The following is a 13947-nucleotide window of genomic DNA, read 5'->3' as shown; positions in this document are numbered from 1 at the left end:
CATCCCGTGCCTCGACGCTCCCCGCGCCGAAAGGAAACCGCAATGCCCAACCGAGCCGCCCTCCTCCAGCAGGCCGCCTGTTGCCTCGGCGGAGCCGCCGTCGGCCTTGTCGGTCCGTACGCTTCCGTGGCGTCGGCATCCGGCCACCACGGCGGCGACGTGCGCGTGGCGTGCAGCACGGCCGCCCTGATCTCCGCGATCCAGACCGCGAACAGCCGCAACGACAGCAGGCTGAGCCTGGCCTCGCGCTGCACCTACCATCTGACCACCGCCTACGCCGGCCAGGACGGTCTGCCGGCCATCACCAGTCGGATCACCATTCTGGGCAATGACGCCACCATCCAGCGCGACCCGTCGGCGTCCGGCCCGTTCCGGATCCTCGACGTCGCCGCGGGCGGGGACCTGAAGGTGCAGAACCTCACCGTCAAGGGCGGGACGATCACCGGGCAGCCGGAGGTCGGCGCGGGGATCCGCGTCCAGTCCGGTGGCCGTCTGACACTGGAGCACAGCCGGGTGAGCGAGAACTCCTCCGATCGCAACGGTGGCGGGGTGGGGGTGCTCGGTACCGCCACCATCAGCGACTCCGAACTGGTGGCCAACACCGCCACGTTCGGTGCCGGGCTGGTCCAGTTCGGCAGCACGGCCCAGACCACGATCAGCAAGTCCGTGATCCGGTTCAACGTGGCGAGCTTCGACGGTGGAGGCCTGGAGTTCGGCGGTGGCAAGGCCGTCGTCCGGGACAGCCAGGTCGATGACAACATCGCGACGTCGGGTGACGGCGGTGGTGGCATCTACAACGACGCCGACCTGCAGGTCCTCGGCTCGACCGTCGACCGCAACACCGCCGGCATCATCTCGGCGTCGCCCGGGGGCGGAGGCATCTACAACGACGGTCCGCTGCTCCTGAAGGACACGTCGATCAGCAACAACACGGTCACCGGGGGAGCGGCCAAGGGCGGGGGTGTCTACAACCTGGGAGGTGCGGTCACCGCGTCGAACGTGCGGATCGCCGGAAACTCCGCCACCGTCGCTCCGGGCGGTGTGTGGACCAACACCCAGTGGACAGCCAGGCGTCTGCTGATCACGAACAACACGCCGACAAACTGTCAGGGCAGCCCCTTCATCCCTCCGGGCTGCATGAACTGACCGGCCTCCGGACCGGGTGTCTGTGGGTGGGTGAGCCGTTGTCATGAGGCGAGAGATTGACGGGCGGGTTCGCTGTCGTGGGGCTTTACGTGAGGTCCTGCAGGGGGCCCCGCCGGCAAATGCTGTGCCCTCGGTCGGGGGGCGTCCGAGGGTACAGCAGCCCGGCAACCGCGCCGGGGGAACGGTCGCTGGGATTTCGGGTACCCGAGCACCGTGTCTGGCGGTTGGCCGGCCGGGAAGCGCCTGATGCGGGCGGGACGGTGACCGTCGATCTCGACGGCGTGCTGGTGATCGCGCACTCGGACAAGGAGGACGCCGCACCGACGTGGAAGCGAACCTACGGGCACCACCCGCTGATGGGGTTCGTCGACCACGGACCAGGCGGCACCGGTGAGCTGGTCGTGGCCCTGCTCAGGCCGGGGAACGCGGGTTCGAACACGGCCGCCGACCACATTGCCGCCGCTCAACTGGCCCTGGCCCAGCTGACGAAGAAGTACCGGCGCGGGCGCCGGACCCTGATCCGCACCGACTCCGCGGGCGGCACCCACGACTTCGTCGCCTGGCTCGCCCAGCGGGGACGGCGGCTGTCCTACTCGGTCGGCCCGGTGATCACCGAGGCGCTCCACCAGCCCAGCCCCGGTTGACCAACGGATTCCCCGTACCTACGACAGCAGCTCAACACCCGGAGCAGTGGAACCCGGCGCCACCCCGAGGCGACACTCGGGCCCAGGCCTGCACAGCCTTCGCCCACGGCACGAAAACGGTCCACCGACTCCGTCGGCGGACCGCCACCAAACTTCGAGGCTAGCCGCCCTCGGACCCCCGGTCGAGGCCCCAGCTGTGGATCCGTCGCGGGTGGATGCGGATGACCTCCTCGCTGAAGTGGGGGCCCAGCTCGTGCGGGCCGGTGCGGAGTTCGGCCTCCCCGCGGATGTCGACGCCGCGCACCCGCCATGGGCTCAGGCTCACGATGTCGTCGACGACCAGCGCCACCCTCGGGTTCTTCTGAAGGTTGCGCCACTTCTTGGAGGCGCCCATCGCGAAGCCGCCGATCAGAATCGTCCCGTCGTCCTGGAGGAAGAACCCGACCGGGTTGGCCTGCGGCTGTCCGTGCGGGTCGACGGTGGCCAGCCGTCCGAGCCGCTGGGAGAGCAGATACGCGCGTTCGGCCGCGCTGAATTCGGTCATGGCAGCAGCCAAACACGCCGTGGGCCGGGCCCACATCGGATTCCGGCCGTAGGTCCCCCGGCGTAGGCCGCGGTGGCCGCGGGCCTGCGTCCCGCAGGTGCCGGCGGGCCTGTGGCCCGCATGGGGGCGCGCACCCGAACGTGTGACGGTGTGTTAGCCCGTCGACGTGTCCCGGGAAGACATCGAGCGCTTCCCGGCCCCTTGCCCGGGGCCGCCGGCGCGGAAAGGGCGAGTCCGTATGATCCACCTTCCCCGGCTGACCGGAACCCGGCGCCGCTGCCTGGCCGTCGCGCTGCTCACCGTCCTGTCCACCGCGGCCACCTTCCCGGGCGCCGTCGACCGGGCCAAGACGGCACCGCACTGGACCGGCACCTGGGAGGCCGCCGCCTCCGGAACCGCCCCCGCCCTCCCCGGCACCTCGATTCGCAACATCGTGCACATCAGCGTCGGCGGCAGCGCCGCCCGGGTCCGCCTCTCCAACCGCCTTGGCACCGCCCCGCTCCGCCTCGGCACCGTCACCGTCGCGGTACAGCGGGCGCACGAGACCGGCAGTGCCGAGGCGGCGCCGGGCTCCCTGCGCACCGCCACCTTCGACGGCGCCACCTCCGTGACCGTTCCGCCGGGCCGGGACCGGGTCAGTGACGCCGTCCGCCTGGCCGTTCCGCCGGACGCCAACCTTGTGGTCACCGTGTACACCCCCGGTGACTGCGGACCGGCGACGTACCACCGCACCTCCCTGCAACCGGGCTTCCTCGCCAGGAACGGCAACCACGCGACGGACCCGACCGGCGCCGCGTACACGGACAGGGTGTCCCACTGGTACTACGTGACCGGCGTCGACGTCCTTCGCCGGGCCGCCCCCCACAGTGTCGTCGCGCTCGGCGACTCCCTCACCGACGGCACCGGATCCTCGCTGGGCACCAACCACCGCTGGCCCGACCTGCTGTCCCGGCGGCTGCGCCGGCTGCCCGCCGAGCGGCGGCCCGGCGTGCTGAACGCGGGGGTCTCCGGCAATCGCCTGCTGCGCGACGAGGTGGGGCCGAGCGCGCTGAGCCGCCTCGACGCGGATGTGTTCTCCCGCACCGGGGTGCGCACGCTGATCGTCCTGGAGGGCGTCAACGACCTCAAGGGCATCCCGCCCGAGACCGATCCGGGCGCCTTCGTCCGTGCCTACCGCCGGATCGTGGCCCGCGCCCACGCCCATGACATCCGCGTCATCGGCGCCACCCTCACCCCCTTCGGCGGCCACAGTGCCTGGACACCGGCGCGCGAGGGCCTGCGCCACGCGATCAACGCCCTGATCCGCAGCGGGGTGTTCGACGCGGTCGCGGACTTCGATGCCGCCGTCCGCGACCCCGCGCGTCCCGACCGCATCCGGCCGGCCTACGACTCGGGCGACCACCTGCACTTCGACGACGCGGGCATGACGGCGCTGGCCGGAGCCGTCGACCCGACGGGACTCGGCGGATGAGGGACCTCAGGCGGCCACTGAGCTGTGGCGCAGGTCAGCTGCGGGAGACCCAGCCCCGTTCGTAGGCCTGCCAGCCGAGTTGCAGCCGGGTCGTCACCCCGGTCAGCTCCATCAGCCGCTTCACCCGGCGCTGTACGGTCCGCAGGCCGAGATCGAGTTGTTTGGCGACGCTCGCGTCGGTCAGCCCGGCGAGCAGCAGCGACAGGACCTCGAGATCGGTGCTGTCGGGGCCGTCCGGCGCCTGCTCGGTGGCGCCGTACATACCGAGCCGCAGCGGCAGGGCGTCCCGCCACACCGACTCGAACAGGCCGGACAGCAGCTCCAGCAGTCCGCTCGCGTGCACGACCAGCGCGGCCGGTTCCGCGGTGTGCGCGGTGAGCGGCACCATGGCCAACGCCCGGTCGGCGACCACCAGTTTGGTCGGCACCGTGTCGATGACCCGCACCTGTTCGTCGCGGCTCAGCGCGGCCGTCAGCTCGGTGATCCCGCCGGGCTGGTCGAGCACCGCCCGCTCCACGACCACCCGGTAGCGGACGCCTCGGCCGGCGGCCTGCGCCTCCGCCTCGTTCTCCGTCCCCGTCACGGCGACCGGAGTGCCGGTGACGAGGGCGCACACCTCCTCGGCCGCGCCGAGCTGGAGTTGCAGGAAGCGCTGGGTGACCGCCGCCGCGCCGATCACCACCTCGACCAGATCGTGCACCGCGGGCTCGGCGGCCGCCGCGCGGTACTCCTCGGCCAGCAGGGCGGCCGTCAACTCGGCCTTCTCCAGCTCGTGCCGCTGCTGGGTGAGCAGCGCGCCCAGCGCCACCCCGGGAGGCGCCGCGACCCAGCGGCCGGGCCGGGCCGAGGACTGGGCCGCGAGCCCGTGCCGCTCCAGGCGCCGTAGCAGGCGCTCGGTGTCGCGCTCGCCGAGTATCAGCCGCCGCGCGAGATCGGGCACATCGGCGGCGCCCACCGACACCAGTGCCCGGTACGCGGACTCATGTGTCTCGTCCAGCCCAATCGCTGCCAGCATCAGCCGTCGTCCCCTCCCCTGAGACAAGACCCCGCGGTGCGCCCCGTGGCGGAAAACAGCCACGGCGCAAACCCGCCTCGGAACATCATCGCCGTACCCCCGGGGTGTCTGCCAAGGTGGCGCCATCGAGGCGGTGAACCCTGCCCGTGCCGCCGTCCGGAGGCCGCTCGGCCTGCACGGACGCCGATCGAGGGACCTTGGGGGCCCCGCAAGACGTGACGGAGACCGGAGGCGTGCCGGGCCCGTCACCACGGTGCCGCCGGGCGGTTCCCCTGTGGGGGGTGGAATCGTCCGGTGGCCCGCCTCTCCCCGTCGGGTCGCGTATCGCCGTTCGAGACTCGGTCAACCTGCCGTCAGAAAGCCGTGACACGGCCCGATTTTCCCGATGCCCCGTTTTCATAGGCCGTGTGCGGTGGACAATTGGGGACATGAGTCAGCAGGGGGAGAGGCCGGGCGGCCACCAGGACGACTGGTGGGGGCAGTTGTACGACGACTCCCCCGGGGACACGGGACCGGTCCCCGGGGCCGACAGCCTGGACGACCGCTTCGCCTCCGCGGCGGACACGGTCGGCCGGTGGACTCCTCCGTTCGAGGGATCTGCGGAGGATGGCTCCGGTGCCGGTGCCGGTGCCGGTGCCGGTGCCGGTGACGGCAGCGGCGGTGGGCCGCGGGGGAGTGGCGCCGGTCCGCTCGCGGGACGGCCGGCGAACGGTTCGAGCCGGTCCGCCGCCTCCACGCCGGACGCGGCCCCGCCCGAGCCCGGTGAGCCCCCGCGTCCCCCCGTCCCGCGTCCCGGGCGCGTGCCCTGGGAGCCCCCGTCCACCCGTCCGCCGGGCCCCGTTACCTTCCCGCCCGGGCCGAAGCCGCCGGGGTTCCGCCCGGCGGCCCCCCTCGACGGCACCGGGACCGAGCCGCCGCCCGCCCCGGCTCGGCCCCCGGGTCGCCCTCCGGCCGCCGTACCACCGCTCCCCGACCGGCCCCCGGCCGCCGTGCCGCCAGCCCCGGACCGCTCCCCGGCCCTCCCCGCCGGCGCCGCCCCGGCGGTGTCCGCGGCTCCGGCCGTACCGCCGCCCGGCGAACCGCCGTCCCCTGGCGCCCGTCCGCCCGCGCAGGGCCCCGTTCCCCGCATCCCGCCCGCGGTGGACTACGTCGGCTCCGGACCGCCCACCTACGACGCCGAGCCCACCGCCCTCCCGCTCGCCGACCCGGAGGCCCTGGACGACCTGGTCCCCGACAGCGTGCTGGACGGGGCGCGCTACGGGTCCCTCACACTGCGCGCGGCCTCCGTGCGCGGTGACTCGGCGCGCTTCAGGGGCGAGCCGCGCCGGGACTGCCTGCTCACCGCCCGCTTCGGAACCGGCGACCAGGCCCTCGTCCTCGTCGCCATGGCGACCGGCGCACGAGCCACCCCCGGAGCGCACCGGGCGGCCGCCCAGGTGTGCCGGTGGATCGGACGGGCCGTCGGACGCAGCCACGTCCGTCTCGGCGAGGACATCCGGGCCGCCCGGCGCGGCGACCTCAAGTCGGGCCTGCACCGGCTCACCGACCGCAGCCTCGGCAGGCTCCGCGCGAGCGCCGCCGAACAGGGCGTCGACCCGCAGGAGTACACCGCCGGCCTGCGCTGTCTGCTGCTGCCCGCCGACCCGGCCTGCCGCACCCGGGTGTTCTTCGGCGTCGGCGAGGGGGGCCTGTTCCGGCTGCGGGACGGCGAGTGGCAGGACATCGAGCCCCGGGTCACCGAGCCGGCGGGCGAGCCGGTGGTCGGGTTCGGCTCGCTGCCGTCCGAGACCCCCGAGGGCGACCGCCTCACCATGGACCTGGGCATCGCGACGCCTCCGAGCCCCTATGAGCCGGCCCCAGGGCTCCCGGCCTCGCCCGGACAGGACGGCCCCGCCGAGCCACCCCGTGACCCGTTCCGTTTCCGGGCCTCCGTCGCCCGCCCGGGTGACACGCTCCTGCTGTGCACCAGTGGCCTGGCGGACCCGCTGCGCGGCGAACCGCAGCTCGCCGAGCATCTGACGCTCCGCTGGTCGACGGGCGGACCGCCGGGCCTGGACGCCTTCCTCTCGGACACCCGGGTGAGGGTGAAGGGCTACGCCGACGACCGTACGGCGGCCGCCGTTTGGGAGGCGTGATCGCGGTCACTGTGGATTGATGGACCCTAGGAGACGGAAGGGGTGCATGGATCCATGGCCAAGCAGAACGTCGCCGACCAGTTCGTCGACATCCTCGCCCGGGCGGGAGTCAAACGCCTGTACGGGGTCGTGGGCGACAGCCTGAACCCGATCGTGGACGCCGTCCGTCGCAACGCCGCCCTCGACTGGGTGCATGTTCGGCACGAGGAGACAGCCGCCTTCGCCGCGGGTGCCGAGGCGCAGATCACCGGGAAGCTGACCGCCTGCGCGGGCTCCTGCGGCCCCGGCAATCTGCACCTCATCAACGGCCTGTACGACGCCCATCGCTCCATGGCCCCGGTGCTCGCCCTCGCCTCCCACATCCCGTCCAGCGAGATCGGCCTCGGCTACTTCCAGGAGACGCACCCCGACCGGCTCTTCAGCGAGTGCAGCCACTACAGCGAGCTGATCTCCAGCCCGAAGCAGATGCCGCGGCTGCTCCAGACGGCGATCCAGAACGCCATCGGCCGCAGCGGCGTCAGCGTCGTCTCGCTCCCCGGTGACATCGCCGACGAGCCCGCGCCCGAGCGGTCCGCCGAGACCGCCCTCGTCACCTCGCGGCCCACCGTCCGTCCCGGTGACGCCGAGATCGACCGGCTGGTGGCGATGATCGACGAGGCGGAGAAGGTCACCCTGTTCTGCGGCAGCGGCACCCGGGGCGCGCATGAGGAGGTCATGGAGTTCGCCGGGAAGATCAAGTCCCCGGTGGGTCACGCCCTGCGCGGCAAGGAGTGGATCCAGTACGACAACCCGTACGACGTCGGGATGAGCGGGCTGCTCGGCTACGGCGCCGCCTACGAGGCCACCCACGAGTGTGATCTGCTGCTTCTGCTGGGCACCGACTTCCCGTACAACGCCTTCCTGCCGAACGATGTGAAGATCGCCCAGATCGATGTGCGGCCGGAGAACCTGGGCCGCCGCTCCAAGCTGGACCTCGCGGTGTGGGGCGATGTGAAGGAGACCCTGCGCTGTCTCATCCCGCGGGTGAAGGCCAAGCAGAACCGGCGCTTCCTGGACAAGATGCTGAAGAAGCACGCGGACGCGCTCGAAGGGGTGGTGAAGGCATACACCCGTAAGGTGGAAAAGCACATTCCGATCCACCCCGAGTATGTGGCGTCGGTCCTCGACGAGGTCGCCGACGACGATGCGGTCTTCACGGTCGACACCGGGATGTGCAACGTCTGGGCCGCCCGCTACATCTCCCCGAACGGCCGTCGCCGCGTCATCGGCTCGTTCTCCCACGGTTCGATGGCCAACGCGCTCCCGATGGCGATCGGGGCCCAGTTCACCGACCGGAGGCGGCAGGTGGTGTCGATGTCCGGTGACGGCGGGTTCTCCATGCTGATGGGCGACTTCCTGACCCTGGTGCAGTACGACCTGCCGGTGAAGGTGGTGCTGTTCAACAACTCCTCGCTCGGCATGGTGGAGCTTGAGATGATGGTCGCCGGGCTGCCGGCGTACGGCACCAGCGCCAAGAACCCCGATTTCGCCGCCGTCGCCCGGGCGTGCGGGGCGCACGGCATCCGGGTCGAGAAGCCCAAGCAGCTCGCGGGCGCCCTGAAGGACGCCTTCCGGCACAAGGGGCCCGCTCTGGTGGACGTCGTCACCGATCCGAACGCGCTGTCGATCCCGCCCCGGATCAGCCGGGAGATGGTGACGGGGTTCGCGCTCTCCGCCTCGAAGATCGTGCTGGACGGCGGTGTCGGACGCATGGTCCAGATGGCCCGCTCCAATCTGCGCAACGTGCCCAGGCCGTAAGAGGTTTCCGGACCTTTTCCCGCCGTGTTCCGGCTCCGGGACCGGTGCGGGGCCGGTGCGGGGCCGGTGCGGGGCCGATGCGGGGCCGATGCGGGGCCGGTGCGGGGCCGATGCGGAGTCGGGGCGGAGTCGGGCAGGCGGGCAGTCGGCGTACGGCCGTATCGGCAGCGGGGAGTCGGCCGATGGGCCCGGCGCGGATGGTCGGTGCCCTGCCCCGGCACGTAGTCCGGGGTCCTGCGTGACCGCCTGGAGGCACACCGGGCCCGCCCCGCATCCGGGCACCCGCCGTCGGGCAGGGCCCGCCACAGGCGATTACTCCCGGGAAGCGGGGGACGGCCTGCGGCGGGAGTCCGGTCCGGTACGGCGGGCCGAAGGCGCCTCGGCCGGCCCCGTGCCGCGTCGCCCGGACCGGGCGCATCCGGAGGCTTTCGTTCGGTTGTTGACGATTCGACAGGACTGGCGCCTGTCGGACGGGGCATGGATCCCCCTGACGGGTTCGGGCAGGAGGGGAACCGACAACCACGTACGGGCGGGGGTCATGAAGAGGCGAGCACGAGGAGGCGGTCCCGTGACCATCGGGGCCTTCTCGGCGGAGAAGACGGAGGAAACGACCGACGGTGCGAGGGGCCGCTCCCCGGGCGCCCAGCTCAGCCGCAGGCTGGGGCGGGCGGACTTACGGGCGGTGCCCGAGGCGCGCAGGGCGCTGCGGGAACTGCTGACGCACTGGGGGAAGCCGGGACGATCCGAGATAGCCGAACTGCTCACCAGCGAACTGGTCACCAACGCGCTCGTCCACACCGACCGCGACGCGGTCCTGACGGCCACCGTCTCACCGGGTGGACTGCATGTGGAGGTACGGGACTTCGTCCGGCGCAGACCGCATGTGCGGATGCCGACCACCGACGACGGTACGCACGGCAGGGGCCTGGTCCTCGTGCAGTCCCTCGCGGACGCGTGGGGCGTACGGGCGCACGGGGTGGGGAAGGCGGTGTGGTTCGACCTCGACGCGGAAGCCGCCTGACAGCGGAAAGGGGGCGCGGCATCTGCCGCCCCCCCTTTCCGGTGAAGACGTCCGGTCTCACCCGAACTGCTGTTCAAGGTCCTTGAGCTTGCGCTCCAGGGAGTCCAGCCGCGGCAGGGCCATGGTGTCGTCCTCCGCGGTGAGGTCGACCCTGATCGGGTCAGCGGAGGAGTTCCGGACGGGCTGAAGCGAGGGACGGGTCGCCGAGGGCAGTTCCGCCGCGGGTAGGGCAGGCTCCGAAGGGACCGGTGCGGAGGCCCGCTCCACGGTGGGCACGTCCACCTGGCGCCCGCCGTTGCCGCCGGTCAGCGCGCGGTGGCCCCGGCTGAGCGCCTTGAGCTGAGCGCGCTCCATGCGCTGCTGCTCGCGCCGGCGCGCCCGGTTCTGGTCCTTCTGGCGACGGTCCTCGCGGACCTCCTCGACGGCCTCGTCCAGGCTGCGCACGCCCTCGAGCAGCATCAGCGACCAGGCCTTGTACGTCTCCCGAGGGGCCCGCAGCCAGCGGACGATGCGGATCTGCGGCAGCGGACGCGGCACCAGGCCCTGCTCGCGCAGCGCCGCACGGCGGGTCTGCTTCAGCGCGCGGTCGAAGAGCACGGCGGCCGACAGGGACATGCCCGCGAAGAACTGCGGCGCGCCCGCGTGGTCGATGCCCCGCGGCGCGTGCACCCAGTTGAACCAGGCGGAGGCGGCGGCGAACGTCCACACCAGGATGCGGGAACCGAGCGCCGCGTCACCGTGGCTGGCCTCGCGCACCGCGAGCACGGAACAGAACATGGCCGCACCGTCCAGGCCGAACGGGACCAGGTACTCCCAGCCGCCCGTGAGCCCGAGGTTCTGCTGGCCGAAGCCGACCAGGCCGTGGAAGGAGAGTGCCGCGGCGACGGCGGCGCAGCAGAAGAGCAGGACGTAGGAGGCGGTGGCGTAGATGGCCTCCTTGCGCCTGCGGCGCTCCTCGGCGCGCTCCCACGAGTCGTCCGCGCTCGCGTTCTCCCCGGAGGAGCGCTTTCCGCGCGCGAGCACCGCCACCGCCGCCACCGCGCCCAGGAGCAAGACGGCGCCCGGAAGCAGCCAGTTCAGCGATATGTCGGTCAGTCTCATCTGGGGTCCCTTGCATTGGGATAGGGCGTAACGCCCGCCATAGTGGCCCAATTCCACCGGCCCTCAGGGGGTTTCGGGGCAAGAGGCCGCCAAGGAAGTGCAAGGGGATGCCCTGGGCGGCGTTCTGCTCGAACTGCCGCTTGAGGGGCGGGAGTTGAGTTCGAATAAGACTACCCGGACGGATGGTTCCGCGGAAAGTTCCCGAGGCGAGTGAGGAAGTTGTGAAGCACCTGTCATCCGGGTGGGTCTCGTTCGAGTGGATCTTACGGCACGCGGACCGGGCACGGCCGCCGGGGTCCCGGTGGATGGTGGCGGTGAGGGGCGGTCAACTCGCGGCGCTCGCCGTCAGCTTGCCACGCTGTCGGCGCCACCGGTGCTCGGCCGGGTGACGCATGTGTCCTCGGGACGCAGAGTGCAGAGCAGGCGGCAGCGATGCGGCCGAGGCCGCGGCGGAGGGCGACCTGCTCCACGGGCAGGCGGGGCATCCGGCGCAGCGGAAACCACGGCACCGTGATCAGCAGACAGCCGGCCGTGCGTGGCTGTGCAGCCCGAAGCTCGCCACGACGTCCGGCCGGGTCCCGCGCGCGCTCGCGGAGCACCCGTGCCTCGTCCCAGGCAGGCAACGCGTCGAGGGCGGCGCCGTCCCCCGCGAGGCGGGCGGCGGGGAGCCGGCCGCCACCCTCGGGAGCCGCCTCACCCGCGCCCGGCGTCCCGACGGTCAGGGCCGGGAACACCGCGCCGAGCCGGGTGCACGCCTCCGTGAGTGCGGACGAGGGCAGGACGGACAGGGGCATACGGGAGCATCGCTTCACGAGCCTCCATAGGTGAGGCTTACCTTGCCGAAGATGGAGGGCGGGGGAACCGGAGCGTATGGTGCCTAAGGTGCTTTCCGAGCGGTAACCGACCCCGGAGGGTTCCGCCATACTTCCCAGCACCGCCAGGACCGGAGGAGGAACCCGTGGAGCAGGCCCGTTCGCGCCGTGCGGAGGGCTCCGCCGAGACGCGGGCCGCCGACGTCCGGACCCAGGCCGCGCACCTGCCGCGGCCCGGATCCGGGGACGGTGTCCGGGAGCGGGGCGCCGCGGCGGGCGCCACACGCGGCGAGCACACCCACAGCGAGCCGCCCATCCCTCGTCCCCGCCTCAAGGAGCGGCCGTACGGCGACGGAGCGCCCCACGACGGCCGGCGGCCCGACGACGGGGAGCCGCCGGTTCGCGGGCAGCGGCCCGGAGCCAGGCAGGAGGGGCCCTTCGGTGGGGTGCCGGCACGTCCCGTCGTGCAGCGGGCCTCCGTCCGCCGCCAGATCCTGGACGCCCTGCGCACCGCGCTGGTCGAGGGGGAGCTGACACCCGGCGAGGTGTACTCGGCACCCGCGCTCGCCGAGCGGTTCGGGGTGTCCGCGACCCCCGTGCGCGAGGCGATGCAGCAGCTCGCGCTGGAGGGGGCCGTCGAGGTCGTACCCAACCGCGGCTTCCGGGTCGCCGTCCGCGGCGCCCGCGAGCTGGCCGAACTCGCCGAGATCCGGGCGCTGATCGAGGTCCCCGTGATGCTCCGGCTCGCCCGTACGATGCCCGCCGAACGCTGGGCGGAACTGCGCCCGCTGGCCGAGGCGACCGTCCGCGCCGCGTCCTCCGGCTGCCGCGCCACCTACGCCGAGTCCGACCGCGCGTTCCATCGCGCGGTGCTCGCCCTGGCGGGCAACGAGCAGTTGGTGCGGATCGCGGAGGACCTGCACCGGCGCGCGCAGTGGCCGCTCGTCGGTGACCCCGGCTCGCGCGGCCGGGCGGATCTGCTCGCCGACGCGGCCGAGCACACGGCCCTTCTGGACGCGCTGGTCGCCCAGGATCTGGCGGTGGTGCAGTCCCTGGTGCGGGAGCATTTCGCCGGGGCGGCGTGAGGGCGTCGCGGCGTCTCACGCCCGCGGCGTGAGACGGCCGCCGGGGAAGGAACTGCTCCGGCGGTGCCCCGCGTGCTGCCCGGTGAGGGACGACGGCCGTCCCACGGGGGTGAGTGACGATGATGTCCGATACGGAGCGGCGGCAGCGGAGGCGGCTCGGCGGCAGGGGCGCCGGCGCCGGCCGGTACGGGGTCCGCGGGCGGTGTACGGCGTGGTGGGTGTCCGCCGTGGACGGCCCCGGCGGACCGCCGGCGTTCGCGGTGCTCGTCATCGTCGCCGTCCTCCTCGCCCGCGATCCCGCATTCCGCGGCGCCGTATGGACGTTCGTGCGGGGACTGTGAGCGGACGGGCCGTCAGCCGTCGTGGCCGGTGGCGCGCTGGGAGAAGCCGTCGTGCCAGGCGGCCTTCGCGCCGGAGTCGCCGATGCGGTACACGTCGACGACGGCCCCGGCGGCCACCACGACGGACAGCACGGCCGCCGCGACCCGCACGAGCGCACCGCCGCGGGCCGTGCCCGGGGAGCCGCCCGGCTGCCCGGCCGTCCGGCGGGTGGTCCACCAGACGACGGCCGCCAGTATGAACAGGCCCGCCGCCCACGGCAGCAGCCCGTCCCCGAGCTCGGTGTGCCGGCGCACCAGCGGATCGCTGTCGACATGCCGCTCCAGCCACTCGCCGGCCTGGGTGGTCAGGGGCACGGTCACCAGGGTCGCGAACGCGAGCACCGGCAGGACCGGCCCCAGCCGTCGCGCGGCCCTCGGCCACACGGCGGCGAGCACGAGAGCCAGCGCGGTCAACGGGACCAGGACGATGACGAAGTGGACGAACAGTACATGCGCGGGCAGACCGTTGACGAGACTCATCGGTGTTCCTCCGGGGGCGGCCGAGGGGGGTGGGGGTGGCGGCACGGCCCGAGCCCGTGTCCGCTGATCGGCGCGCCAGCCTGGCACAGCAATCTCTCAGCTTCTTCTGAGAGGAGAACCGCAGGAACGGGGCCGGCCCGTCTCCGCCCGGCCGGCGGGCGAAGAGCCTGCCCGCCGGAGTCCCCGGGCCGAGTCTGCGGGCCGAGTCTGCGGCCTCGTCGCCGGGCCGAGTCCCCGGGCCGAGTCCCCGGGCCGAGTCCCCGGGCCGAGTCCCCGGGCCGAGTCCCCGGGCCGAGTCCCCGGGCCGAGTCCCCGG

Annotated in this window: 11 protein-coding genes and 1 pseudogene; 8 read left to right on the top strand and 4 right to left on the bottom strand. The window is 73.1% G+C overall.

Annotated elements, in window-relative coordinates:
* Window positions 1-42: 42 nt before the first annotated feature.
* Together ACIP94_RS12360 and ACIP94_RS12355 are read left to right on the top strand one after the other, a co-directional pair.
* Complete coding sequence (locus tag ACIP94_RS12360; RefSeq protein ID WP_402423429.1) at window positions 43-1146, top strand: hypothetical protein; 1104 nt, start codon at window positions 43-45, stop codon at window positions 1144-1146.
* A gap of 212 nt (window positions 1147-1358) precedes the next feature.
* Window positions 1359-1775: pseudogene (locus ACIP94_RS12355) on the top strand (transposase); the annotation flags it as partial.
* 175 nt (window positions 1776-1950) lie between these two features.
* Here the strand turns inward: ACIP94_RS12355 and ACIP94_RS12350 are convergent.
* On the bottom strand, window positions 1951-2334 hold the full coding sequence (locus tag ACIP94_RS12350; protein ID WP_402423426.1) for a PPOX class F420-dependent oxidoreductase: 384 nt from the start codon (window positions 2332-2334) through the stop codon (window positions 1951-1953).
* Between the two features lie 238 nt (window positions 2335-2572).
* Here ACIP94_RS12350 and ACIP94_RS12345 point away from each other — a divergent pair, with 238 nt between their 5' ends.
* On the top strand, window positions 2573-3805 hold the full coding sequence (locus tag ACIP94_RS12345) for an SGNH/GDSL hydrolase family protein (RefSeq protein ID WP_402423424.1): 1233 nt from the start codon (window positions 2573-2575) through the stop codon (window positions 3803-3805).
* A gap of 34 nt (window positions 3806-3839) precedes the next feature.
* On the opposite strand, the gene ACIP94_RS12340 is transcribed toward ACIP94_RS12345, so the two are convergent.
* Window positions 3840-4820: a helix-turn-helix transcriptional regulator gene (locus tag ACIP94_RS12340; RefSeq protein WP_402423421.1), complete on the bottom strand. Its 981-nt coding sequence runs from the start codon at window positions 4818-4820 to the stop codon at window positions 3840-3842.
* A gap of 1139 nt (window positions 4821-5959) precedes the next feature.
* On the opposite strand from ACIP94_RS12340, the gene ACIP94_RS12335 reads away from it, so the two are divergent.
* From ACIP94_RS12335 to ACIP94_RS12325, 3 genes are all read left to right on the top strand, one after another.
* The gene (locus tag ACIP94_RS12335; RefSeq protein WP_402423418.1) at window positions 5960-6955 is read left to right on the top strand and encodes a protein phosphatase 2C domain-containing protein; all 996 of its coding nucleotides are present in this window, start codon (window positions 5960-5962) and stop codon (window positions 6953-6955) included.
* A gap of 54 nt (window positions 6956-7009) precedes the next feature.
* Window positions 7010-8752: a pyruvate dehydrogenase gene (locus ACIP94_RS12330; RefSeq protein WP_402423416.1), complete on the top strand. Its 1743-nt coding sequence runs from the start codon at window positions 7010-7012 to the stop codon at window positions 8750-8752.
* 568 nt (window positions 8753-9320) lie between these two features.
* Window positions 9321-9773 (top strand): ATP-binding protein, encoded by a 453-nt coding sequence (locus ACIP94_RS12325; protein WP_402423413.1) that lies wholly within the window; start codon window positions 9321-9323, stop codon window positions 9771-9773.
* Window positions 9774-9830: 57 nt separating this feature from the next.
* On the opposite strand, the gene ACIP94_RS12320 is transcribed toward ACIP94_RS12325, so the two are convergent.
* Window positions 9831-10874, bottom strand: coding sequence for a DUF2637 domain-containing protein (locus tag ACIP94_RS12320; RefSeq protein WP_402423411.1), 1044 nt, complete (start codon window positions 10872-10874; stop codon window positions 9831-9833).
* Between the two features lie 958 nt (window positions 10875-11832).
* On the opposite strand from ACIP94_RS12320, the gene ACIP94_RS12315 reads away from it, so the two are divergent.
* Window positions 11833-12771: a GntR family transcriptional regulator gene (locus ACIP94_RS12315; RefSeq protein WP_402423408.1), complete on the top strand. Its 939-nt coding sequence runs from the start codon at window positions 11833-11835 to the stop codon at window positions 12769-12771.
* A gap of 218 nt (window positions 12772-12989) precedes the next feature.
* On the top strand, window positions 12990-13112 hold the full coding sequence (locus ACIP94_RS12310) for a hypothetical protein (protein ID WP_402423405.1): 123 nt from the start codon (window positions 12990-12992) through the stop codon (window positions 13110-13112).
* Window positions 13113-13124: 12 nt separating this feature from the next.
* On the opposite strand, the gene ACIP94_RS12305 is transcribed toward ACIP94_RS12310, so the two are convergent.
* Window positions 13125-13631, bottom strand: a complete 507-nt coding sequence (locus ACIP94_RS12305) for a DUF2231 domain-containing protein (RefSeq protein WP_402423403.1) — start codon at window positions 13629-13631, stop codon at window positions 13125-13127.
* Between the last annotated feature and the right edge of the window lie 316 nt (window positions 13632-13947).

Origin of the sequence: Streptomyces sp. NPDC093261, assembly GCF_044753645.1 — a bacterium.
Taxonomy (GTDB): Bacteria; Actinomycetota; Actinomycetes; order Streptomycetales; family Streptomycetaceae; genus Streptomyces.
Note: the sequence above shows the minus strand (reverse complement) of the source record. Positions and strands in the feature narration are given on the sequence as shown.

Excerpts from the sequence above, each read along its gene's own strand:
- ACIP94_RS12345 (WP_402423424.1), top strand. The coding sequence starts at position 2,573 with ATGATCCACCTTCCCCGGCTGACCGGAACCCGGCGCCGCTGCCTGGCC.
- ACIP94_RS12340 (WP_402423421.1), bottom strand. The coding sequence starts at position 4,820 with ATGCTGGCAGCGATTGGGCTGGACGAGACACATGAGTCCGCGTACCGG.
- ACIP94_RS12305 (WP_402423403.1), bottom strand. The coding sequence starts at position 13,631 with ATGAGTCTCGTCAACGGTCTGCCCGCGCATGTACTGTTCGTCCACTTC.
- ACIP94_RS12350 (WP_402423426.1), bottom strand. The coding sequence starts at position 2,334 with ATGACCGAATTCAGCGCGGCCGAACGCGCGTATCTGCTCTCCCAGCGG.
- ACIP94_RS12330 (WP_402423416.1), top strand. The coding sequence starts at position 7,010 with ATGGCCAAGCAGAACGTCGCCGACCAGTTCGTCGACATCCTCGCCCGG.
- ACIP94_RS12320 (WP_402423411.1), bottom strand. The coding sequence starts at position 10,874 with ATGAGACTGACCGACATATCGCTGAACTGGCTGCTTCCGGGCGCCGTC.
- ACIP94_RS12360 (WP_402423429.1), top strand. The coding sequence starts at position 43 with ATGCCCAACCGAGCCGCCCTCCTCCAGCAGGCCGCCTGTTGCCTCGGC.